Source organism: Myroides fluvii (assembly GCF_009792295.1).
Classification (GTDB): Bacteria; Bacteroidota; Bacteroidia; order Flavobacteriales; family Flavobacteriaceae; genus Flavobacterium; species Flavobacterium fluvii_A.
Genome location: NZ_CP039934.1, coordinates 3,303,691 through 3,327,439 on the forward strand (window position 1 = coordinate 3,303,691; position 23,749 = coordinate 3,327,439).

22 protein-coding genes and 1 other RNA gene are annotated in these 23,749 nt (G+C 33.0%); 10 read left to right on the forward strand and 13 right to left on the reverse strand.

The genetic code is table 11. The annotated features are described in order from the left end of the window. Nucleotide 1 precedes the first annotated feature (1 nt). The 3 genes from FBR08_RS14650 to FBR08_RS14660 all read left to right on the forward strand — a co-directional run bounded on the left by FBR08_RS14650 (nucleotide 2) and on the right by FBR08_RS14660 (nucleotide 2,283). Nucleotides 2-565, forward strand: coding sequence for a hypothetical protein (locus tag FBR08_RS14650; protein WP_158963419.1), 564 nt, complete (start codon nucleotides 2-4; stop codon nucleotides 563-565). Between the two features lie 109 nt (nucleotides 566-674). Beyond that, the gene (locus tag FBR08_RS14655) at nucleotides 675-1,238 is read left to right on the forward strand and encodes a hypothetical protein (protein WP_158963421.1); all 564 of its coding nucleotides are present in this window, start codon (nucleotides 675-677) and stop codon (nucleotides 1,236-1,238) included. Between the two features lie 181 nt (nucleotides 1,239-1,419). Continuing rightward, nucleotides 1,420-2,283, forward strand: a complete 864-nt coding sequence (locus tag FBR08_RS14660) for an EamA family transporter (RefSeq protein WP_158963423.1) — start codon at nucleotides 1,420-1,422, stop codon at nucleotides 2,281-2,283. 189 nt (nucleotides 2,284-2,472) lie between these two features. Here the strand turns inward: FBR08_RS14660 and FBR08_RS14665 are convergent, their stop codons facing one another. Beyond that, nucleotides 2,473-3,102, reverse strand: coding sequence for an IMPACT family protein (locus FBR08_RS14665; RefSeq protein ID WP_158963425.1), 630 nt, complete (start codon nucleotides 3,100-3,102; stop codon nucleotides 2,473-2,475). Next, nucleotides 3,102-4,175, reverse strand: a complete 1,074-nt coding sequence (gene ribD, locus FBR08_RS14670; protein ID WP_158963427.1) for a bifunctional diaminohydroxyphosphoribosylaminopyrimidine deaminase/5-amino-6-(5-phosphoribosylamino)uracil reductase RibD — start codon at nucleotides 4,173-4,175, stop codon at nucleotides 3,102-3,104. The genes FBR08_RS14665 and ribD overlap by 1 nt, the downstream gene beginning before the upstream one ends. Before the next feature lie 45 nt (nucleotides 4,176-4,220). Between ribD and prmC the strand changes: the two genes are divergently transcribed. Then, complete coding sequence (prmC, locus tag FBR08_RS14675; RefSeq protein ID WP_158963429.1) at nucleotides 4,221-5,063, forward strand: peptide chain release factor N(5)-glutamine methyltransferase; 843 nt, start codon at nucleotides 4,221-4,223, stop codon at nucleotides 5,061-5,063. A gap of 127 nt (nucleotides 5,064-5,190) precedes the next feature. On the opposite strand, the gene FBR08_RS14680 is transcribed toward prmC, so the two are convergent. The 3 genes from FBR08_RS14680 to FBR08_RS14690 form a co-directional block, all read right to left on the reverse strand. Next, nucleotides 5,191-6,087 (reverse strand): 3-hydroxyacyl-CoA dehydrogenase, encoded by an 897-nt coding sequence (locus FBR08_RS14680; RefSeq protein ID WP_158963431.1) that lies wholly within the window; start codon nucleotides 6,085-6,087, stop codon nucleotides 5,191-5,193. A 228-nt stretch (nucleotides 6,088-6,315) separates the two neighbouring features. Continuing rightward, nucleotides 6,316-6,744, reverse strand: a complete 429-nt coding sequence (locus tag FBR08_RS14685; protein WP_158963433.1) for an acyl-CoA thioesterase — start codon at nucleotides 6,742-6,744, stop codon at nucleotides 6,316-6,318. A 319-nt stretch (nucleotides 6,745-7,063) separates the two neighbouring features. Next, on the reverse strand, nucleotides 7,064-8,269 hold the full coding sequence (locus tag FBR08_RS14690) for an NAD(P)-dependent oxidoreductase (RefSeq protein WP_158963434.1): 1,206 nt from the start codon (nucleotides 8,267-8,269) through the stop codon (nucleotides 7,064-7,066). Between the two features lie 163 nt (nucleotides 8,270-8,432). Here FBR08_RS14690 and ssrA point away from each other — a divergent pair. Together ssrA and FBR08_RS14700 are read left to right on the forward strand one after the other, a co-directional pair. Further along, nucleotides 8,433-8,829: a transfer-messenger RNA gene (gene ssrA, locus FBR08_RS14695) on the forward strand. A 188-nt stretch (nucleotides 8,830-9,017) separates the two neighbouring features. Then, nucleotides 9,018-9,485 carry a hypothetical protein gene (locus tag FBR08_RS14700; RefSeq protein WP_158963436.1) on the forward strand — a complete coding sequence of 156 codons (468 nt, stop codon included), beginning with the start codon at nucleotides 9,018-9,020 and terminating at the stop codon, nucleotides 9,483-9,485. 432 nt (nucleotides 9,486-9,917) lie between these two features. On the opposite strand, the gene FBR08_RS14705 is transcribed toward FBR08_RS14700, so the two are convergent. The 4 genes from FBR08_RS14705 to FBR08_RS14720 form a co-directional block, all read right to left on the reverse strand. Next, complete coding sequence (locus FBR08_RS14705; RefSeq protein WP_158963438.1) at nucleotides 9,918-10,301, reverse strand: hypothetical protein; 384 nt, start codon at nucleotides 10,299-10,301, stop codon at nucleotides 9,918-9,920. 530 nt (nucleotides 10,302-10,831) lie between these two features. After that, nucleotides 10,832-11,887 (reverse strand): hypothetical protein, encoded by a 1,056-nt coding sequence (locus FBR08_RS14710; protein ID WP_158963440.1) that lies wholly within the window; start codon nucleotides 11,885-11,887, stop codon nucleotides 10,832-10,834. 412 nt (nucleotides 11,888-12,299) lie between these two features. Continuing rightward, nucleotides 12,300-14,258: a hypothetical protein gene (locus FBR08_RS14715; RefSeq protein WP_158963442.1), complete on the reverse strand. Its 1,959-nt coding sequence runs from the start codon at nucleotides 14,256-14,258 to the stop codon at nucleotides 12,300-12,302. A gap of 718 nt (nucleotides 14,259-14,976) precedes the next feature. Next, complete coding sequence (locus FBR08_RS14720; RefSeq protein ID WP_233266125.1) at nucleotides 14,977-15,504, reverse strand: hypothetical protein; 528 nt, start codon at nucleotides 15,502-15,504, stop codon at nucleotides 14,977-14,979. A 138-nt stretch (nucleotides 15,505-15,642) separates the two neighbouring features. Between FBR08_RS14720 and FBR08_RS14725 the strand changes: the two genes are divergently transcribed. Next, the gene (locus FBR08_RS14725; RefSeq protein ID WP_158963444.1) at nucleotides 15,643-15,957 is read left to right on the forward strand and encodes a hypothetical protein; all 315 of its coding nucleotides are present in this window, start codon (nucleotides 15,643-15,645) and stop codon (nucleotides 15,955-15,957) included. Between the two features lie 46 nt (nucleotides 15,958-16,003). On the opposite strand, the gene FBR08_RS14730 is transcribed toward FBR08_RS14725, so the two are convergent. Then, a complete protein-coding gene (locus FBR08_RS14730; protein WP_158963446.1) occupies nucleotides 16,004-16,231 on the reverse strand; it encodes a hypothetical protein in 228 nt (75 codons plus the stop codon). A gap of 441 nt (nucleotides 16,232-16,672) precedes the next feature. After that, nucleotides 16,673-17,890, reverse strand: coding sequence for a hypothetical protein (locus FBR08_RS14735; RefSeq protein WP_158963448.1), 1,218 nt, complete (start codon nucleotides 17,888-17,890; stop codon nucleotides 16,673-16,675). Nucleotides 17,891-18,847: 957 nt separating this feature from the next. Here FBR08_RS14735 and FBR08_RS14740 point away from each other — a divergent pair. The 3 genes from FBR08_RS14740 to FBR08_RS14750 all read left to right on the forward strand — a co-directional run bounded on the left by FBR08_RS14740 (nucleotide 18,848) and on the right by FBR08_RS14750 (nucleotide 22,003). Continuing rightward, entirely contained in the window at nucleotides 18,848-20,200 is a 1,353-nt protein-coding gene (locus FBR08_RS14740) for an AbiH family protein (RefSeq protein WP_158963450.1), read from the forward strand. A gap of 108 nt (nucleotides 20,201-20,308) precedes the next feature. Continuing rightward, a complete protein-coding gene (locus FBR08_RS14745; RefSeq protein ID WP_158963452.1) occupies nucleotides 20,309-21,142 on the forward strand; it encodes a hypothetical protein in 834 nt (277 codons plus the stop codon). 576 nt (nucleotides 21,143-21,718) lie between these two features. Continuing rightward, nucleotides 21,719-22,003, forward strand: coding sequence for a hypothetical protein (locus FBR08_RS14750; protein WP_158963454.1), 285 nt, complete (start codon nucleotides 21,719-21,721; stop codon nucleotides 22,001-22,003). A 73-nt stretch (nucleotides 22,004-22,076) separates the two neighbouring features. Here FBR08_RS14750 and FBR08_RS14755 read toward each other — a convergent pair whose 3' ends face one another. After that, complete coding sequence (locus tag FBR08_RS14755) at nucleotides 22,077-22,334, reverse strand: transposase (RefSeq protein ID WP_158963456.1); 258 nt, start codon at nucleotides 22,332-22,334, stop codon at nucleotides 22,077-22,079. A 366-nt stretch (nucleotides 22,335-22,700) separates the two neighbouring features. After that, nucleotides 22,701-23,744, reverse strand: a complete 1,044-nt coding sequence (locus FBR08_RS14760; RefSeq protein ID WP_158963458.1) for a DUF6615 family protein — start codon at nucleotides 23,742-23,744, stop codon at nucleotides 22,701-22,703. Nucleotides 23,745-23,749 lie beyond the last annotated feature (5 nt).

The following is a 23,749-nucleotide window of genomic DNA, read 5'->3' on the forward strand; positions in this document are numbered from 1 at the left end:
AATGAAAAAGATCGTTTTCCCTTTAATAGGTTGTCTCATTTTAGTAGCATGTGCAAAAAAAGATCAACTTCACGAGCAAATGATGCCTGGTTTAATAGCTTTCTTTCAAGTACAATTAGGACAGGCTTTTGATGAAACCAAAAATCATATTACCATTACAAAAGTTGATACATTAACAGAAAAGGATAGATTAGAATTCAAGGCCAAGGAGTTGCTAAGGCAATTTGAAATGGAACATGAGCCTGAATTAAAGATGCAGAAAGAGGAATTGGCACTATTTGAGAAACAATACCAAGAGAATCCTATAGCAGCTCATAAAGAACAATTGGAATCAGCAAGAGAAGATTATGTTGAAATGGAAGCAGAAATCCAATCCTTTAAAAGAGAAATAGAAGAAACTAAAGTAAAAGCACAAACAGCAGATTCCATTCATTTTTTTGCTTATCGCGTACATGGTTTCTTCACTTATACTTCTAAAAGTAAGGGATCACAAGACATAATAATGAGTGTAATTATGAATTATAGATTTAGTGTTATTCCAGTAGAAGACATTTTGAGTTATTAAATTTCAAAGGATTGATTTCAGTATAATGACGTATTATTTCTTTGAATTAAGTAAAATTAAGCTCAAAAGACGTAAATTACATCCAAAATTTTAGCCCAATAGATAAGAAATGAAAAGAAATCTTTTACTTCTCGTGAGTTTTATTGTTTTGTCGTCTTTTGCTGTACAAGACGGTTCAAAAGAGCGTATGCGAATCGCTGTAACACCTTATGTAGAGGCAGAATTGGGCGTGGATCTAAAGAAAAAAGAAAATACCTTAACGATTGTTCGCATCGATACCTTAACCGAAAAGAATCGATTGTATTTGAAAGGACAAGAAATTCTCGAAGAATTACAAGTCGGTTATTTGCCGTTTATTGAATTACAACAACACGCAGTGAATCAATATATGTTGTTGTACAAAATTCACCCAGACAAAAAAGTGCGCAGTGAAATTGACAATGCCGTACGCGAGTACAGTGAAATTGAAGCGAAAGCAGCGCCGTTAATCAAGGAATTAGAAGAAGTTATAGCCAAGGAAAAAATTGCAGATAACAAGCAGTTTGTGGCTTATAAAGTCAGTGCATTATTAAGTATTAAGAACCAAGGTCGTTTAATCAAAACAGATACTTTAGGCATTATCGTTAGTGAGGATTTTCAAGTAATCAAAAGAAAAGACTTTATAAAGAATTAAAATAGAACCACGCAAGGCGTGGTTTTTTTATAAGTGGTAGCTAAACAGCTGATGCAGCCCTTCTTTCATTTGAATTACTTTTATACTATAATTAATATTATGTAAAATAGGAAATTTAAACACCTACTCGTATTGGCTATATTCCTATATTTTCTATTTTTGTAAACCTATTGAGTCTATCATGATCTATTTACTTTTCAGTATTCTTGGAAGTGTTGCTGTTGGTGTGTTTTTCAAATACATTAAAAAATATGCCATCAATATTTTTGAAATCATCATCATCAATTACGTTATAACGTCTTTATTTTCCTTTTTTATTTTCCAGGTTGATTTCAATCAAATCTCGGTTAATATGCCTTGGGAAATTATTTTGGCTTTGGGGATTTTATTACCCACCATTTTCGTGGTTCAATTCTATGCTATTAAACATGCGGGTTTAATTAAAACAGATATCGCGCAGCGTTTATCTCTTTTAATTCCTATTTTGGCCGCTATCTTTATTTTTCAAGAGGAATTGAATACAATGCGCTATGTTGCTCTGGCGGTTGGATTAGTTTCCGTTTATTTTATTTTAAATAAAGGAAATGCAATAAAAACTTCTACTTCAAATAAAAGTACTTATTACTTATTAGGTACTTTTTTAGGATTTGGTGTGATCGATATTTGCTTCAAAAAACTAGCGCTTTATTCTGCTATTCCTTACACACAAAGTTTGTTCTACGTTTTTGCTACAGCTTTGATTTTGAGTTTAGTTGCTTATACTTTGGGTACTAGGAAGAATATTTTTATGATTAAAAAACTAAATCTAGCCTCGGGAATTTTTATTGGTGGATTGAATTTTGTCAATATTATTTTCTACATGAAAGCCCATCAACACTTCTCCTCTAACCCTACCATTGTATTTGCAGGTATGAATTTTGGGGTTATTTTCTTGGGTACGCTATTGGGCTACACGCTTTTTAATGAGAAATTGAACAAAAAGAACATCATTGGATTAGCTTTAGCTGCTTTAGCGATTACATTGCTAATTATTTCATTGAATTAAAATAACATAGAAATACTAAAACAGTTTATCCTGCGTTTTAAATGTAGAAATATTGTTTTTTATTGTATTATTTACTTCGAGGGATGTCTTGTAAAAGATATCCCTTTTTCTTTTATTCGTTGGAAGTTTGTGTTTTAATTGACTTATTATCAGTCACTAACACTTATTTGTTGCTTAAGAGAGTCAAGTTTAATTGTAGTTTTCATCTGACGGTTCAACTACCTTTACCTCGTAATAAGGAACAAAAGCCTCTAGTGCTTGTTGGTATTCACTTTTTCGAATAGATAATTCAATTTCACAGGTCATTTCTAACTTTTGTTGCACCAAATTTAGATTGCGTTCTTTAATCACGCGCATAACGTTGTTCATGTCTTTGTAATCAAAGCGAACTTTGAACTTCTTGTCAATGGTGCATTCGATAATATCGGCTTCTTCTAGGGCCATTTGAGCGGCTGCGCGATAAGCGGTAATCAATCCACCAACGCCTAATTTTACGCCGCCAAAATAGCGCACAACGACAATGAGAATATCCGTTAAATCAAAGGATTGTATTTGACCATAAATGGGAGCTCCTGCTGTATTACTAGGCTCCCCATCGTCATTGGCCCGATAATAAACAGGATCGGTACCTAACTGAAAAGCATAGCACCAGTGGCGTGCATTGTAGTGCACTTTTTTAATTTGATCAAGGTATTCCTTTACTTCTTCTTCTTTTTTAATAGGAAAAGCATAGCCAAAGAATTTGCTGTTTTTTTCTTTGTACAATACTTCTTCAGTGGGCTCGCTTATGGTTTTATAAAAATCTTTCTCTTCCGACATTATGATTGGGCGTGTAAAATCTGTAATTCATTATTGGCTATCGTATAGCGCTTGGTTAAATGGCTTTTTTTCAATTGAGGCGCTGCAATTCCTTCTTTGAGTACCACATCACTACTAAAGATGCGTGCTTCATCCCACAAACCTGCAGTAATGAAGTGCTGAATCGTTTGCGTTCCGCCTTCAATAACGACGGACATAATTTGAAGTTCATAGAGAATCCTGCAAATTTGTTGCACCAAATCGCGCTCAAAATCAGCGTAATAGTATCTCGTATGGGCATTGGATATCAGAGCCTTATTGGCTGTAATACAAATAGCAGGTTCTTTCTGTTGATTGATAGCAAAGGAGGTTGGAATTTGACCTTTTCGATCCAAATAGATGCGCACTGGGTTTTTGCCATACCAACTTCTCGTTGTCAACGAAGGGTTATCTTCTAAAACCGTATTGGTTCCTACTAAAAAAGCCATTTCTTCACTTCTCCATTGGTGGACTATTTGTTTGGAATAGGTGTTAGACAACCACACAGGCGCTTGTTCTTCTCGTTGTAGCGGGGCAATAAAACCATCTCTACTTTCGGCCCATTTTAAAATAATATAGGGGCGTTTCTTTTGATGAAAGGTAAAGAATCGTTGGTTGCTTTCTTGACAGGCCTGTTCCAAAACACCGACAACAACATCAATGCCTGCATTCCTCATCTTTTGAATGCCCATCCCGCAAACTTTCGCAAAAGGATCTATCGTTCCAACAACAACACGAGGAATTTGCTTTGCAATAATGAGGTCACTACAAGGAGGCGTTTTGCCAAAGTGGCTGCAAGGTTCTAAACTAACGTATAGCGTACTTTCTTTTAATAAGGCTTGATCTTTTACCTGGGCAATTGCATTTACTTCTGCATGAGAACCCCCATAGGCAGCGGTAAACCCCTCTCCTATGATGTTGTCATGATAAACAATCACAGCGCCAACCGAAGGATTGGGCATCGCGGCAAAGGTTCCTTGTTTTGCTAATTGTAAGCATCGAGAAATATAGTATTCGTCTTTTTCCAACATTGATAAAACTGTATCTTTGAACAAATTTAATTCTTTTTAGCTAATCTCAGAGAATTTAGCTTTCAAACTATGTTTATAAAATTACTTCAAGACCAGTTTATATCAAAGCTCACTCCGATTTATGACGAGGGAGAAGCCCAGCAATTGTTCCTTTTTTGTCTATCAGAATTGGAGGGAAAGACGCGTATCGATTTGGCAATGAACCCCGAGTTGACTACAGTTAAGCTAGCACAATGGCAAACGACATTAGACAAGCTCGTTCAACAAAAACCCATTCAGCATATTTTCGGAAAAGCTTATTTCTATGGGTATACTTTTGAGGTGAATGAACATACGTTGATTCCCCGTCCCGAAACAGAAGAATTAGTAGAGTGGATTATCGCTTCTGTTCCTCTCAATCAACCGATTCGCATTTTGGATATTGGAACAGGCAGTGGTTGTATTGGTCTTACCCTAGCCAAGGAATTGCCGCAGAGTCAAGTTGCGCTCTTGGATATATCTTCAGAAGCGTTGCAAGTAGCACAGCGCAATGCAAAAGCTTTGGATGTCAAGGTTGATTTTATCCAACAAGACATTTTAGCTTTAAAACAGCTCTCTTCTTCTTATGATATCATTGTTTCCAATCCACCTTATATCCGTCAATTGGAAAAAGTGGAAATAAAGAGCAATGTCATGGAATATGAACCGCATACTGCTTTGTTTGTAGACGATAGCGATCCACTTATCTTCTACCGAAAAATTGCGGAATTAGCCGTTGAAAATTTAAAACCTCAAGGTCAATTATTTTATGAAATAAACCAATATTTAGGTCAAGAAATGCTTGAACTATTAACGACTATAGGATTCAAAAACACCGAATTACGCCGCGACATGATGCAGAACGACCGCATGACAAAATCAGTTGTTTTGTAGGGTGTAAATCACTGTAATTATGTGTTCTACATAATATTAATTAAAGTAAAGCTTTAAGTATAAATAAGGTATAAAATCACTTCGATTTTATACCTTTTTTACAGCGCATTAAGCTCTGTATTGATAGCTATTTCAAGAAATCCTTATCTAAATACGCGGGATTAGGATAGGTATAGAATCCTTCACCAGTTCCTACACCCAGTTTATTCGTATCAATAAATTCTTTCTTTAAGTATTCTACTGTTTTAATTTTCAGTGGATCTTGCGTGGCGTCGGCCGCCATTTTATTGATATTATAGGCTGTTGTGATCCCTACAATATCCAGGATGCCAAACGGTCCTGTTGGAGCACCTGTGGCTGCCATCCAAGTTTTATCAATGGTATGCGCATCTGATACTTCATTCACTAATAAGTTGGTTGCCGCGTCCAAGAAAGGGACGAGCAGGGAGTTTAAGATATACCCCGGTTGTTCTTTGTGCAACGGCAGGGTAATCATGCCTATCGCTTTAGCAAAGGCCACAACCTGATCAAACGTCTGTGGATCCGTTTGTGGATGCCCCATAATCTCAGCTGTATTATGCGTCCATATTTCATTGGCAAAATGCAAGGCGACAAACTGTTTGGGTCTTTGGGTGGCCTCAGCAAATTGACTGGGCAATAAGGTAGAGGAATTGGTTGCAAAAAGCGTATGTGCGGGTGCTACGGCAGCAAGCTGTTGATAAAAACTGATCTTAATTTTAAGGCTTTCCGGAACAGCCTCAATTACTAGATCAGCTGCGGCCGTAGCGATTTTTAAATCGCTCGAATACGACAAATTTGCTCTTGTTTGTTCAATTTGCGCAGGGGTTGCGCCTAGATCTGCTTTATAGCGTTCACTCAGCGGATCGAATTTAGCCTTTGCCTTTGCAATAGCTTCGTCGTTAATATCGTAAACGGTAACGTTGAATCCGTGAAAGGCAGTTTGAAAGGCAATTTGATAGCCTAAAACGCCACTTCCAGCGACGGTAACATGTTTTATATTCATAATTTTTTTGATAAAAAGGGTTGTTCCTTAAAATTACGAATACGAGATCGAATTAACTAATTTTCAAAACTAATTCTTCTTCCTTTTTGATTGCATGCCGTTTTTTCCTTCTTTCATTTTAACTATTGAAATGGAGGACTCCCCTAGCTTTCGGTTGTTTTGTACAACTTCTAAAAACAAAAAAAGCTACTGAATATACAGTAGCTTTTTTTGTTTATTTGCAATAATCTAAAATGTTTCAATTTCATCCATTACAGGTACTGGACGTTTACTTTCGTTGATGGCAACTAAGGTAAAATTACCCGAAATTGCTTTTTCACGTCCTTCTCTATACATGCTTTCTACAAAAACATCTACCTGAACATCTAAACTTGTGCGTCCTACGCGCACTACTGTTCCGATTAATTCAACTAAAGTTCCCACCGGAATAGGTTGATTGAAATCGATTTTATCACTGGATACAGTAACAATTGGTTTGCGGCAAAAGCGAGTAGCGGTCATAAAGGCAATTTCATCCATAATAGCTAAAACAGCTCCCCCAAACATCGTTCCGTGGTGATTGGTTTGTCCTGGGAATACCGTTCTAAAAACGTGAGTTTCAGAATCTTTAATCTTTTTTTGAATACGCAGCTCCTTACTTGTTAATTCACCTTCCATAGTTTTATCTTGAACAATTAAATAATAGACTTGTTGTTTGGAAAAATACGGACTCCTGCATGGATCAATTTCAACAGTTGTGAAGGATAATCCGGATTTTCATTACTTATTTAGAACTAAAAATCCTCCATGTATAACAATTCTAAAGCATCTAGCGGGAATTGCTATACAATCCTTAATTGATCCAATTTTGAGATTGTAAATTTCGCAACAAATATACGGAGTAAAACTATTTTTTTAGGAATTTTTCAAATAATATTTGATTTTGGCATACTCTTAACAATCTAAAGTTCAAAGTATGCCAAAATATATATTTTGTTTATTTGCCGTCTACGTAATTTTGTAGGTAACTAAAGCGCTCTGTTAAACGACCATTTTGAGTAATGGTTGCGCGCGCTAAGATTTGATCTTTATCCTCATTGAAGAAAGCGGGAAGAATATCATCTAAGAACACGGTTCCAAAACCTTCACTTGCATCTTTAGGTAATTCACAAGGTAAATTGTCAATCGCCATCACGGTAATAGCAGCAGGATGATCAAATTCTACCTCTATATTTTTACCTGGATGATACCCATACAAAGGGTCTGAAATTGTCGAAGCTCTTAAGGTACAGTCAATTGGACCATGGTCTACATCACAAGAAACATCTCCTACAACTTGAATTTTGTTGTCAATTGCATTTAACATGTCTTGCGTTAAGATCTTTGGTGATCCATGTTTGAAGAAATGCCCCGTAATTAGTACGTCTGTTACCTTAGTAAAGCGTTCAAAGTTACTTTCGTACTGTTCTGGATTAGCATAAAAATCAGCTTTAGTCGCCTCTACTCCATCCTTGCGTTTATAGTAATCCATCACTTCAAGTTGGGTATAAACAGGTACATCGTATTTCTGTGTCAAGAAATGCTCGATCGAAACTTTTTTGGCTTTCATTCCCTCCAAAATTTCCATAATACCGTGACTTACCTTTCCATTTCCTGTTACTGCAATTTTAATAGGAGGAAAATATTGCTTTCTCAGTTGAGCGATCAAATCCTCCGTATGAAGCATGTTTTCTGCTTTTTTCAGGGTAAATAGCTCGTATTTTAAACCAAAAGCACGCATGGTGTTATAGGCACCGACAATACCTGCATAACGTCCAAAACCGATCAATCGCTTGTTGTTTTGGTTTACAAGTGTTTCATGATCAATAAGGCGAATGTTTTTTGCTAAACAAGTTTGTAAAATATTTCTATTGTATTCTTGTTCTTTGATCGTATGAGAGAAGAAAAAATAAGTTTTGTTGGGGATTAAAGCCTCTACAGGAACCTCTTTTACACCGACTAAAACATCACAATCGGATAAATCATCACTAAGTGTAAGGTTTAGGTCAGCATACGCTTGGTCCGAAAAGATTCTGATGGGTGAAGGTTCTACGACTGCTTCTAGGGTATCATACGTTTGTAAGGCCTTTGCTAGAATTTCAGGTGTAAACACAACACGTCTATCAGGAGGACTTTTTAGTTCCTTAATAATGCCAATTTTCATAATGTATATAATAAATTAGTTGTTTCGTTTTTTGGGAGTGGTTCTTGCAAATATAGCTGTATTTCTCTGTTATTCCAAAAAACTCAACTTTTTTCAGCGTTAAAGGTTGTATTGTTTATTTTAAAATTGTAATTTTGCAATCTCTTAAAAGCTAAGACTACAAGGGGTCGATCGGTTTTGACAGCGAGTGGAATTAGTCAGTAAGCACGTCGAGCGTGGTTGTTTAGCTCGTAAATATCAGACAACGAACTTTTTAAACGGCGAAAATAATTACGCTTTAGCTGCTTAATCCGAATTACAGTAGGATTGCCTTAGTTTCCACCAGGTGGAAGAGCTAGATTCTCCTTAAGAGCCTTGGTTTGTGGCGCTTTGTTGAGGGGAACCGTAAAATAAACCTAGGAAGGTTAGTGTCTCGGACATCTTCCGAAATCACAGAGGCTAAGTTAGCAGTGGTTGTTTCAAACCAAGCTGCTGATCGAAAATTTAAGTTGAAACTAAGCGTGTAGAAAGCTCTCTGATTGCTTGTTTGGACCCGAGTTCGATTCTCGGCGACTCCACAGAAATAAAAAACAACCACCTGATTATCAGGTGGTTGTTTTTTTTATGGTGCTATTTGTAGACATTGTTTTTTTAAATATTCTTTTGTATACTTTTTTGTAAAAAAGAAAATCATCCTTAAAATATGAATGGTTTTACTATATTAGAAGATAATTCTAATTTATAAAAGAACTTTAATCCATAAATTATTATGAAAAGCATACTTTTTACTATATTACTATCATCGCTCTTTTTTTCTTGCAATTCTAAAGAACAATCAACAAATACTTCTACAGAATCTAATAATGTTTTCTTAGAACATAGAACTAAAGAAGAAATATTAAATGCAGAAATAAAAGAGGTTTATTCATTATTGAATCAACCAATAAAAAGCAATGGAGATTTTTATTTTGATTCAGGCTCAGCTTCTGCAGGTAGAATAGCAGGTAATTTAAAAGACGTTGATATCACTATTGAATACCTACCTGAACAACCTGGATGCGCAGATATTTGTCCTGAAATGGCAATAATAAGTTTTAAATGTAAATTTAATAATAACTGTCTAATCGACCCCGCTTTTCCTGAACTTGAGAGAAATAGCGGAATAACAACAATTGTCGATTTAGAGATAGCAAGCAAAGTTTTTGATTTGTTAAATAGAATTAAAAGCAAACTATAACCTAAAATTCTGCTTGGTATGAGCGTCATTATCCATTTTTTAAAGATCCCTTTTTATTTTGCCAAATATTCTTGGTAATTTCAACTTTTTGCCCCCTCTACCCTTTCGTTAAGATTTGCTTTTTTACAAATTTTCTTGATAAAACGTTGTGTTTTTGATCAGATATTTCACGAGGAAACTTGCCTTCTCTTTTATCTAGGATATTATAAAACTAAAATTTGTTGATGGAAATCTAGTACATAAATATTTCCTTTTCAGAAAAAGCGGGTAAATGAAAATATGCCAGTATAGGTAATGAAATATTTATCTCAAAAGATATTGATGCATTTAAAGTTAAGAATCATATTAAAAATAATATAGGAAAAAAAATTAGAAGTTGGATATACTCTTAAAATCCGAAGCTAACAAAGAATAGCTGTATTTTAGTAAAATTCACTTCATTCTTATCCATTTTTTTATATATTTTCTTGTTTCTTTCGCCTCAACAAGCTGTATACAACTCCAGCAGGTCATAGTAGCAAGGGAATCATGACTTCCTTCTTGTGGAATTCCTCGATATTCTATTATTTTATTTTTATAATACGTATTTAAACTATCTATTACCTGTAAAGGCAAATTCGTCATTTGTATATAATAACTACCTGAATAATCTTTATTATAGGGAGCGTTTTCATTACTCTCTATACTGTTGTATTCTCTTGTAATACAATAATATAACAAATACCCCTGAGCTTCCTTAAAATTTGTTTTTTTTTGAGCAAACAAATTGAAAGAACACAAAAAAACTATTGCTGCTATTTTTAACTGATTTCCCATAATCTTATTTTTGTAGTCTTAATCGTTTTTCCTCCTTGTGCGTAATTCATACTAAAATAATATCGATCAGAATTAGGATCATTATGCCTTAAATCAACTCCTACATTAGCTCCGTCCCAAAGTGTAAGATGTCCTGTTCCATTACTCCATCCAGACACATAGACACATCAAAGATAATAATTCCCTTTTTGTCTTTAAAACTATGTACTGCATCGATGCCCCCACCTTCCTTAATTAAAGGAAATCTATCTTCAAGTATTCCTACTAAATACTTCGTTAAATCTAAAAATCTATTCAATAACACCAACTTAACTTATTTCAGTTCAGTTAGTTCAGCCAAATTATCGGGTGTAATCTAACTATCGGGCTACTTCTATTTTCAATGAAAATCAAGTTTTGTTTGTCTGTTCTATTGGTTTTCCTTTAGGAATATTTCTTTTGCTCTGTGGTTCCCTTATACAATCAAAAACAAAGAATTAAAAAACCAAGTACAAAGGTATACTTGGTTTTTTAGTCTAAATCAAATAGGGTTATTTGCTGTTCTTAGGTTTGTATTCGTTCATTTCTAAATCATAAAAAGTGTTTTTATCATTTAAAATATAGATATAACTATGTTTTCTATTGTATGCTACTACTTCCGTTGAGATAGGAGTTTGTTCAGGATTACCCTCTAACTCTTTTAAGGTGCTATAAAACAAGGCTTTAAATTTATTTGCTTTTGAAGGTTTTATTTTCCATTCCATCGTTAGTAAATCCAGAACCCCATCTTGACCATTCACTCTGGCTATAGTATAACCTAAACCGGAATAATTTTTATAAGATCCATTGTGAAATTCTTCATCAAATACGCCTTTCTCTTCTCCAGAAAACAGGCCTTTTATCTTAATTTTATCCCCTTCTTTTACATACATCCACACATCCTTTTGTGCAGTATACCGTATAACTGTTTCTGGATATACTGTGATATGTTCAAACCCTTTGATGGTTTCCCCTTCTTGGTTTATGATGGAATAGGTTCTTGTGTCATTTTGATGATGGTTGACAATAGCTCTATATTGGTTTTGAAATACAATAAGTTCTATAATGGTTTTCTTTTTTAGCTCCGAATCAAAATAAGCAGGACCAATTGCGCTTAGTTTGCCATGGTTATCAACATCAAAACCAACGATGCTCTCCTTTAGCAAATGGCTATCATCCGTTTTCGATCGATCAATCCAACCTACTTCTGGTTCCATAAATCTAATTTTACCAAAATCACTACTATCATAATCAAACGTACTTCCTTTGATTGTTCCATAAGAATCTAAATCCGTTAACTCTCTTTGAAAGATGGAAAGTTCAAAATTCGGATGAAAGAAAAGGGGTTCACTAGTAAAAGGTTTTGTTAGCTTTTTTTTCGAATTTCGATCCATATACCCCCATTTTTGATCTTTTGAAGCGTAATAGGGAATTAATTCATTAGAGGCATACGCTTTAATGGGATTGATTACGATTTCTTGGGCTTTTTTCTGATATTCATTTTCTTGTGCACAAAGTAGCAGGCCTTGTGCTAAAACGAGACATACTAGGATTTTCTTTTTCATCATGTGTTGCAAATTTTTTTTAATAATAAAACAAAGATAAAAAATATAGTAAGGAAAGCCCTTTCAACAAGAATCTCTGGATGCAATTGTAAAAATGTATATTGCTGATTAGTACCAAAATAAATCAACAGCATTGCATCTAAAATAAGACCCCCTAAGCGTTCAGCTTTGAGAAGTATATGCCGTTCCGTTTGTCTTTATATTAGGAGTTGTAGTAGACTTATTTTTTTAATATAATCTGTAAAGTTTTTTTGTTTTTTCTAAAAATGTATTTTTGCTTTTTCGCAAAGTGCCTTTTTGTTCAATTTCGTATAAAACCGAAGATTCTTGTTTCAAAGAGAATTGATATATAAACGGGTAACCACAAAAAAGCAAAGAAACAAAAGTGCGAAAAAACAACTACATAAAAGAAGAACTAGTCTAAATGAGCAGCTGTGGTCTTTGCATGATTGAAATCATCATCATAGCTTATAGCAAAAGAATGCAGCCCATAGGCATCTAATAAAGGTTTGATTTCACTAGGCGTTGCCAGTAAATAGATAACCGTTTGATCACCAGAATCAACTTGTACAAAGCGCAAAGAGGACTTAGAGTCCATCAGGCTTAGGTTTAGCATTTTAACTAAGCGTTGTGGTTGATACCAATCCGTTCCATGTTCAGTATAATCAAATAAATAGGTATTTACGCTATTTTTAATGTAAATCTCATACTGGTAATCATCCTCTTCTACTTGCTTTGATTGTTGACTAATTTGTATATCTGTTAGATTAGACGATTCCAATACAGGTAAAAAGTTCTCTTCAAAAAAGGCAACGTAATCCCCCGTAAAACCTTCTGCATCAAACCAAACAAGACGCTTGTTTTTCCTAAAGAAATCCAAAATAATACTTTCTACAGACTCTAACGATAGATAATATCCTGCTCTATCTGTTACTTCAATTGGGTTCCAATTCATTTTTTTAGCAAAATGATTCAAATCAACCACTACTTGGTCTTTGTTTTGTTCATCTGCTCCCGTTCTATTTGGGTTACTTTCAAGCATATGATCGGGAATGGCTAAAGGAAAAGAATATGGAAGAACCTGATTCAGCTGCATGCGGTCAAAATCTTCCCGTGGAATTTTCCTATCGGGATAAGCAGCCAATACCAATTGTAAAAAACGAGTATTTCTTTCTCCGTAATAATCACGTTGATTGAAGAATTGTTTTGTTTTTTCCGCTTGTATGAGGAAGTTTTTTTTCTCTTCTACCGTTAACGTAGCATCTTTAAAAGCACATTGGAGCATTGCCAATTGCTGGGTTTCAAAATTGTTTTTTATACTAATCCAGTACGGCATTGTTTCTACAAAAGTAGTCCAGATTTCTCTCCCTTTCCTTTCCCCAAGTTTCAAGGCATCGTTCCCCATAAAGCTAAAATAAAAATAAGCTTCAGGAACCCGTTTAGAATACCTGATATCCTCCCCCTCTTCTAGTTGATTTAAATCAATGGGTGAAAAATCAAAGGTCCTATAGTAATCAAATCGCTTCTCTAGCATCCTAAGATGGCGCTCTTGATCCAAATAGGAAGTCAACGGATATAGATTATACGATTCTAAATTGCTTCGCTCTAAGAGATAAAAAAGAAGATGGGTTGCTTTTTGGGCTATTTCTTTATTTTCAGAAAAGCATAAAAATTCAAAAACATACCCATCATAGAGGGGCGGATTTTGACTTCCTAAATTCAACCGTTTTATCTTTTTTGCTAAGTAATCATCAACCAAAAGAGTTAAATAGGTAATGGCTTCCTCTTCTTTGTTGAGCTGAATCAGTCGATATACTAAATCGCCTTCGTCTGGATACTTTTGTTCTAATGTATCCCGTTCATTAAAGTATTGAACAATTAAGTCATACGCATCCGGGAGTAAGGATTTCGTTCTAAACTCAAAATGCGTAAACCGTACATCAGGATCTTCTGATGCTTCAAAATTCTTTTGCTTGAAATAGCCCTCAATTAGATCTTCTGCCTCTTTAGACGCGCTCCAAAAGCGAATAGACCTTCTATTGATGGATTCGAATGCATCTCGACTCTCATCATTCAATGCTTCTTTTATAAAGGCTATCTTTTCTTGCGCAGTATAGTGGTCGTTGTCTAGAATTACCCTTAAATTATCATCCCACAGCTTTTGGGTGGGACTATACACTAATTTAGTTCCTGTTTGCTTTTGTTTAATCTCGCTAAGGGGAAAGATATCTACCTTTTTTACAGGATAGCCCGAATCTTTTAGGATTACTTTATCAAATAAGGAATCAAGCTGACTGCCTTGTAAAGTAGAATTGGTTTGTCCCTTCCCTAAAAAAGGAAATAAGGCCAAAATTGAAGTCAATATTCTTTTCATTCTATGCCATTTTAGTCGTTGACTTACCTCCTATTTTGGATACAACCTGTGAACATACCCATAGAGATAAAAGACGAATGTACTAAAAATAAAAGGGCTTTTTTTTAAGAAGTTTTTTTGTTTTTTTGTGTACTGCTTTTTTGCTGTATTTTGCGTCAAATTGAAGATTCTTCTTTTCAAAGAGAATTGATATATAAACGATCAACCACAAAAAAGCATAGAATCAAAAACACAAAACCACAAAAAAATTTTGCTTTATTTCGCATGAAACCGAAGATCCTTGTTTCAAAGAGAATTAAGGATATAAACGGGGAACCACAAAAAAGCAAAGAAACAAAAAAGCAAAAAAACAAAAACATTAAGGAGCTTTTTTGCTTTTTCGTACAGTGCATTTTTGCTTTATTCCGCGTGAAACTGAAGATTGTGCTTTCAAAGAGAATTGATATATAAACGATCAACCACAAAAAAGCAAAGAAACAAAAAGATGAAAGGGCTTTTTTGTTGTTTTGTACACTGCCTTTTTGCTTTATTCCACGTCAAACCGAAGATTGTGCTTTCAAAGAGAATTGATATATAAACGGGGAACCACAAAAAAGCAAAGAAACAAAAAAGCAAAGAAACAAAAAAGCAAAAACACAAAAACACAAACCACCTCCTATAGGCTCTAAAATATACTTTTTAGGACCTATTTTGTTATGATCCCGTAGTCTAGATTAGGCTAACAGTTATAGTAAGCTTCTGGTATCGAGACTCTTTTTTGGGTTAGTTGTTCCAACGGCTTTGCAAATGAATCAAAGAAATGCGTATCTGCCATAAAAATAGTGCGGTAATCCCCCTGTTTAAAATGAACGATACAATCCGCATACCCTGCTCCTTTTGCAGGAAGAACATTCTGGAAAGTAAAATAGTCAAGCTGGTCCAGGTCTAAAATCAAGGCGGTATCTCGTCCAACAAATCCAATTTTATGATTCACCTGATCAAGCCAAATACCACTGGTATCGCCCCAAACCTCTTTTACTTGTACCGGAATATGTTTTACCTCTTCCCTTTCCTTATATCCAATTTGTAAATCTAGGCAATCCGGAAAAGGGAGAAATTCAGCTAGCACCATAATTTCTTCATAGGCCTTATTTTCCAAGAAAGAATCGTATTCTCTTTTGTTGTAAAAATGAAGAGAAGTACTGCCATCATCATACCCATATTCCGTATCATAGGTATAACAAATGGAAGCGCTTATTCCTTCCATTCCAATAAACCACTTACAAATTCAAGTGGGAAGTTTTGTTTTTACAGTAAAACTGTAATCTTAGTTAATATTTGAATTATATTTTTTTAATATTTTAAAAAAAATTAAATTACGATAACCAATTTTAAATTATTTATTATGAAAAAATTACTTTTAGCATTAGCTTTTATGCTATCAATTGGAGTTTTTGCTCAGGATCAAACTTACCCAAGAGATCCCAATTTGCAACTCTGTTTTTATTTGTATGATGTTACACCAACATGCCGAATAGGAACAGGGGTTATATACGTTTTTCCTGGAACATATGATGTATTGGTATGCGGTCCTGAATCTTGGATTGGTTCTGTAAAACCTGCTGATTTAGAAAAAATGATTCAAGATTATATCTGTGAATACAATAAATTTCCTGATTGGGCATATCCTGAGAATTATAGACCTAAATGGAATCTTTAATTTATTTAAAAAAGCATTCTTAATTCATTAAGGATGCTTTTTTTATTTAAAACGGTGTATCATCTCCAAAAGCTTCAACTACACTTACAGTCGGAACATACTCGCCAGGATTACCATATACATTTGTTTCTTGCTGATTGCTTCCATTCTCGTTACTATCTGTTGGATCAATAAACTTTGTCTTATCGCCAATCTGTTTTAGATAAGTTGTTCCAACGGAACCAGCACGATACTTAGCGAAGATTATTTCCGTATCTGCTCCCTGCCTAGTCATTTCTTCATACTCAGGCTTACCTCCTATTTTAGATACAACGTGTGAACATACCCATAGAGATAAAAGACGAATGTACAAAAAATAAAAGGGCTTTTTTTTAAGGAGCTTTTTTGTTTTTTTGTGTACTGCTTTTTTGCTGTATTTTGCGTCAAATCGAAGATTCTTCTTTCAAAGAGAATTGATATATAAACGATCAACCACAAAAAAGCAAAGAAACAAAAAGATGAAAGGGCTTTTTTGTTGTTTTGTACACTGCCTTTTTGCTTTATTCCACGTCAAACCGAAGATTGTGCTTTCAAAGAGAATTGATATATAAACGGGGAACCACAAAAAAGCAAAGAAACAAAAAAGCAAAAAAGCAAAAACACAAACCACCTCCTATAGGCTCTAAAATATACTTTTTAGGACCTATTTTGTTATGATCCAGTAGTCTAGATTAGGCTAACAGTTATAGTAAGCTTCTGGTATCGAGACTCTTTTTTGGGTTAGTTGTTCCAACGGCTTTGCAAATGAATCAAAGAAATACGTATCTGCCATAAAAATAGAGCGGTAATCTCCCTGTTTAAAATGAATGATACAATCCGCATACCCTGCTCCTTTTGCGGGAAGAACATTCTGGAAAGTAAAATAGTCAATCTGGTCCAGGTCTAAAATCAAGGCGGTATCTCGTCCAACAAATCCAATTTTATGATTCACCTGATCAAGCCAAATACCACTGGTATCGCCCCAAACCTCTTTTACTTGTACCGGAATATGTTTTACCTCTTCCCTTTCCTTATATCCAATTTGTAAATCTAGGCAATCCGGAAAAGGGAGAAATTCAGCTAGCACCATAATTTCTTCATAGGCCTTATTTTCCAAGAAAGAATCGTATTCTCTTTTGTTGTAAAAATGAAGAGAAGTACTGCCATCATCATACCCATATTCCGTATCATAGGTATAACAAATGGAAGCGCTTATTCCTTCCGCCAGCATCAATTGCACATGGCATTGATCCTCTCTCTCATATCCATATTGGTCTATATCAATGGAATCATCAATCCAGAGTTCACGCAATTGTTTATAGCTTTGGTCGGTATTGGTTTCATCGTATAAGTCTACAAAGTATTCTTCCACCGGGAGATTGGCCCGTACCTGATCGGCATAGATTTCCAATTGATGAATCAAAATGCCTTCTACGCGAACAGCATATTTAAATCGCAAATATTTAGAACTGTAATCGGTATAATAGGCTTCTACCAATCCCGAGGCTTCCAACTGCTCATAGGTGATGTCCCAAGACACTTTTTGTTTCGGTTCTGTATATACTTCATAGCCGAAATCACCATCGTCTAAATAGGGATCTAAGATTTGATAATTTTGCTGGATTGCTTTGGTCCAAATTTTAGCTTTATGGCCTTCTATATTCGTTTGACACACAGCAAAAAAGGTTGCATCATCCAAGTGAAACTGCTTGGACAACGCTTCATACATGGATTCAAACCCGTTTAACTCCGTAGAGATATAGTGCTGATGATCAGCAAATAGAAAGAGAAAAGGTACCTCGCCCAAAATTTGAACATAGGTATATTTTAGCTTATCCAAGGCTATTTCCTCCATCGCTTGTCGATCAATGTAAAAAAGGATATTTCCTTCGATCCAGGTTTCTTTCTTTTCCATCTTCTTTTTTTTAAACTCAGTGGTAAAATTAGAGATTCTATCGGAGTAAGCATACCCTATTTTTGGCCATTTTTAAGGGGTGTTTTGAAGTTTTTCTAGATAACTCGCTAGGAATGGCTATTTCTGGTTTAAAAAGTAGAAAACGCCTGGAAAGGCGTTTTTATGTGGGTTTGGGTTGTTTGACTTGAAAAAGTGTCTTATATTCCTTTGTTTATAAGGGGTTGTGAGGATTGAGTGTTGCGGATGTAGTAAATTTTTTATAACTACGATTGCGCGGATTTAAGGTTCAAATCCGCGCAATCGGGTTAGTGTCTCGGACATCTTCCAAAATCTTAGAGGCTAAGTTAGCAGTGGTTGTTTCAAACTAAGCTGCTGATCGAAAATTCAAGTTGAAACTAAGCGTGTAGAAAGCTCTCTGATTGCTTGTTTGCACCCGAGTTAGATTCTCGGCGATTCCACAGAAACAAAAAATATCCATCTAATTATCAGGCGGTTGCTTTTTTTGTGAGTGATTTTTGTACAGTTTTTGTTTTCTAACTTTTGGATACTAGACTAATTTCCGCTTTTAAGAAACAATAAAACTATCAATGAAAGTTTAATAAAGGAGATTATTCCCCCCAACCAATTAAACTGCTCCTGCTCTACCTTCTTCTTTTCTTCTTGCTCTGATTTCTCCTCCTGCTGGCCACGACGTTAACTCAGGAAATATCACCATTCACTCATTAAATCGGCTGTTTGAAAATAATGTGTTAAATTTATCCCACATTGACAAGTTATTTAACGTTGTCAAAGTAATGAGAGATGGGAGAAGATAATTAAAACACCTTACTAATCATGATAGAACTAAAATCTTGCAAAGAAGTAAAAATACATAGATTTTGAAATAAAGAAAAAGGCTAAGAAAATAGTTTAGGAGACGTTTAAATGGACAGTTGATAAATTAAAAGAAATACAGTAATGAAAATTAATAGAATAGTTTTAATTGGAAATGGTTTTGATTTAGCTCATGGTTTAAAAACCACATATGGAGATTTTTGTAACCACTTAATAAATAAAGAATTAGAACAACTAAAAGAAGAATTTTATTATGAAGCAAACAACGTTTCACAACAAAATAAAAAAACAACACTAGAAAGTTCTTTAATACTTATAACAAATATTACAGGTCAGAGAAAAAAAAGAATCATGACATATTTTAAAAATGATACCAAAAGATCTCCAAAGGATACTTTTAAATCAATAAAAAATATGTTTCCAGAGTCTAATTTTTATTTCAAAAATTCTTTTTTCGGAAAAATTGCATTACTTCATCTGTCAAGCTGGATAGATATAGAAGAGCTTTATTTCAAAGAATTGATACAACAAAATAACGAACAAGTGTCTAAACTAAATGAGGAGTTTGATTTTATAAAAAAAGAGTTTGAATTGTATCTAAAAAATGAAGTAATTGAAAAGAATGAAAAACCAGAAAAAAAGGTTTTAATAGAAAGTATAATAAAAGATATCATCAAAACGGATGATATTACAATTTCTTTTAACACTGAGTTTGTTGCAAAACAAATAGATTTTATGCAAAAAGAAATAAATCTTATAGTTGAAGATCAAAGCAATTCTCAACTTATAGAAAACTTAAAACGTGAAGCACAAATACTAACAGAACATTACAATTCAAATGATTATTCTAAAAAACAAGACCTAAATAAAATACAAACTCAGCTGAACGAAATTTTAATAAAAACAGCTGATATATCAAAGAGAATAAACAAGAATAGAGAAGAGAGTAAGGAGTTCGATGAGTTAGAATTAAACAAAACAATTTTTTTAAATTTTAATTATACAAATACTCATTCTCTCTATTCAGACCCAAATAATAGTAAAAATATCGTAGTTAATATTCACGGAGAAGTATCAAACTCTAAAAATCCTATTATATTTGGTTATGGTGATGAAAGAGATGACGAATTCGATAAGCTGTTAAAGAAGAATAATAATTTTTTAAAAAACATTAAATCTTATTGGTATTTAAATAATGACAACTACAGAACCCTCCTATCTTTACTTGATGAAAATAAATATCAGATTATAATTTTAGGATTATCATGTGGGGTGTCTGATCGAGTCTTACTTAGTACTTTATTTGAACATAAAAATTGTATCTCAATCAAACCTTACTTTTACGCAAACAATAAAAATAAATATGACAATTATCAAGATACAGTTATGAATATATCAAGAAGCTTTGTTAATAAAATAAATATGCGAGAACTTGTGGTAAATAAAAGCAAAACAAGCACTTACTCGATATCTTAATTAATCAAAAAAACTCACCAAAGTTCCATTGTCAAATCATCGGAATTCTTCGAACATTATTTTAAAAACATTTCAAATAACTTCTGATAAATTAAAAGAAATATAGTAATGAAAAAGCATAATCAAATCCTAATATATGTTTTAAGCTCATTGATAGGAATCTTATTTGTAATATCATATACACTATATTCCAGATTAAATAATTTAAACAAGACACTAGACCAACTATATATTACCAATAGCGAAAAAGATTTAAGACAAATCAATAGCTTAATTTTTGAATCACATTTTAAAGATGATCTAGTCTTATCAAGTTTTAATATTTCAACTACAATTATAATTGCGTTTTTTACTGTTTTAATTGCTCTAGGAGCTGTTTTTTCATTTAAACGAGTTGATGATGAAATGAACAAGAACAAACTAGAGATTAAAAGAGTGATGCAAAATTCTAAAGAATATCATAATAAATTAAAAGAACAAATTGAAGAAAATAAATCATTAAAAAATACTCTTTCTCAACAAATTGCCACTACTGAAACAATTAAAAATGAATTAATAAATAGTCAAGAAGAGTACTATTTAACAAAAATACAAGAAAAGCAAGGTAGAATCATACTCCTTACACATAAAACAAGAGAAGAAGAACATCTACAATCAAATGTCCTTTATGAATTAATTTACACAATAACCAACATTATAGACCATATTGAGAATTGGGGAAAAATTAACCAAAGACTAAATATCAGTCAAAATCAAAATTACTTTAATACTTTAAAATATGAATTCAAACTTATTGAATCCGAATTTAAAGTAGTTAAAAACTTCCTTACACATACACAAATACAACTATTAAAAAAAACATACCCAAATACAGAGCAACTACCTGCACACTATAAAAAATATTTCGATAATATAAAAAGTATTCTAACTAAAGACAATTAATCAAAATACTCACTAAAATCCATTGTTAAATCATTGAAGCCTTTTCTAAGCATCAAAAAAAATAGAATCTATCACGAAAGCCATTAAACCTCTATGAAAAAACTACTAACTATAGTATACGCCACTATTATTTTCTGTTTACTATCCATAACCTATAGCCTCTATATACACAACGAAATAAAAGCGCTTCAGCTACAATTATATACAGAGGAAAGTGTGACTGAAAAAACTCAATCCAAAGATGATTTAATACTAAATTAATTTAGCAATAACACAGTAATTATACTTACTTCAGTAACCTTAATATTAGGGTTAGGTAGCCTTTTATCATATAAGTCATTTGAGCTAAGTTTAGAAAAAATTGAAAACAATTTATCCAACAGCAATAATGGATTAATAGAATTAAAAGAAACTATTAAAGATTCAAAACTAACCACTTTACATGCAATTGAAAAGCTTTTTAAATTAACTAAAATAGAATCTGAAAGAGAAGGACAGTTATCCCCTAATATTTACCCCACATTATTTGATTTATTCTTATATGGAGAAACACTGTATAAAGAAACAGAGAATGAATTGTTAAAAAATGAAATAATTGGAACAATTGAAAAATTCACTAATTTATTAGTAAAAGACAATGTACGATATGACGAAGAACTAAGTATTGAATTAAATATAAATAAAAGCAAATATTTAGAGAAATATTTTACTTTTTCAGAGATAGAAGTAATTGAAAAATTATATCAATGTCAAGAAATAAGCTCTCAAGTATTTAAAAACCCTAACATTACAGACAATTTAAAAATTATATTTAAAAGTAGCATAAAACCATCTATTACAGATGCTTATGATACAAACTAATCAAAATACTTAAGTTCCATCGCTAGATCATTGGAGTGCTATTTGTCGGAATTAATGGTATACTTTGATGGAATTAATGGTGCAGTATAGAGTGGAATATCCACTCCGAAATCACTGGCACAAATCGAACCGAAATATCCAACATCTGTTTGAGCTTGCGATTTTCTTCTTCAAGTTCTTTTAAACGCTTCAACTCTTGTTTTTCCATTCCACCATACTTCTTTCTCCAATAGTAAAACGTACTCTTATCGATACCTAATTGTCGAGAGATTTCACTTACTGATCTTCCTTGTTCATTTTTTTTTGAGAGCTTTAATGATTTGGTTCTCACTAAAATTACTTATTTTCATAATTGACAGTTTTGTTTAAAGTTAATAATTTCGAATTAACAACTGTCCGATTTTTAGGGAAGCCTACAAAATAGGGAAGCCTACAGAAATATCCAACTTCTTGATCAAAGAAAGCTAAACATTGTTTGCTTTGTCTAAATGGAGTGTTTTCTTATCTTATTCTAAGTTTCATACAAAACATAAACCTACACCTACACCAGTATTTTACACTAATTCTTCTTGTGTTAACTTAAATTCTTTACACTTATGTTTTACAAATAATCATCTCGTATTTATACCTTTTTGATATATAAAACCTTAATAGTGTAGGTAATTAAAACTTTTCGGCTATTCTATTTCTGAAAAAATTAGAAAGCATAATTTATTGCGTCTTCAGTTTTAGATTCAATTTGATCGATTTCCTTATCTTTTTTTGTTAAATCTGTGTACTCATAATCTCCTAAATTTTTACCAGGAGCGCCTGTATTTACATATCCATTATTATCCTTTTTTGGTGATTGAGGTTCAGAAAGTAAAACAATACGATATCTTGGATTAAAAATTGTTTCATCTTTGGAACCATTATTAATTATATAAGATTTATTTTCTTTTGTAAATATTTGAGCGATGTCATTAAGCTTTATTTCTTCTAGATCTTTTTTTTCTAAAGAAATACCAAACAATTTATAGAATTCTTTAAGTATTTCAAAATTTTCAACCATAGGAGTTTTTGGACCATCTGATCCATCTGGTCCATCTGGTCCACTATTTCCTTTTTTTCTAATTCTATCAAAAAAATCAAATAATTTATAAAAAGGTATTGCTGTTTCAGTGTGTAAATCAGAAAATTTAACCGTTTTCTGATTGTTAGTAAACGTATTAATATTCATAACAGAGCACCCAAATAACTCTTCCGCATCATTAGATTTTTTTAAATTTGGACTATTTGAAGTATAATTGTATAATAAATAAAGAGGTAGATTACTTCCTAAATTTTTAGAATATTCCTTGAGTAATTCACTTTGTAAACCATTTTTATTATTATGTACAAAACATTTGTAGCTTCCATCCTCTTTATTATTTTTATAAACTGTTAGTTTTTTTGCTTGAATAGGGATACTAATATATTGATCTCCTATAGGGAAATCTAAAATTAAATCAGCGCCGTTTGTTTTTTCGTCTTCACTTTCGAAAATTTTAAAAAATTTTAATTTAGTTTCATCTTCAAATTTATGTAATTCGTATATCAAATTTTCGGTTAAAGTAACTTCTCCCATTCTTGAAAAATTACTATCTTTTTTGTTATGTACAAAACCAATTCTATTATATACATCTACAGAAACATATTTAATTAGACTTGCTGATGAGTCATTTTTCTCAGCATCTTTTTTATAATTTATATTTGAAATCATTTTAT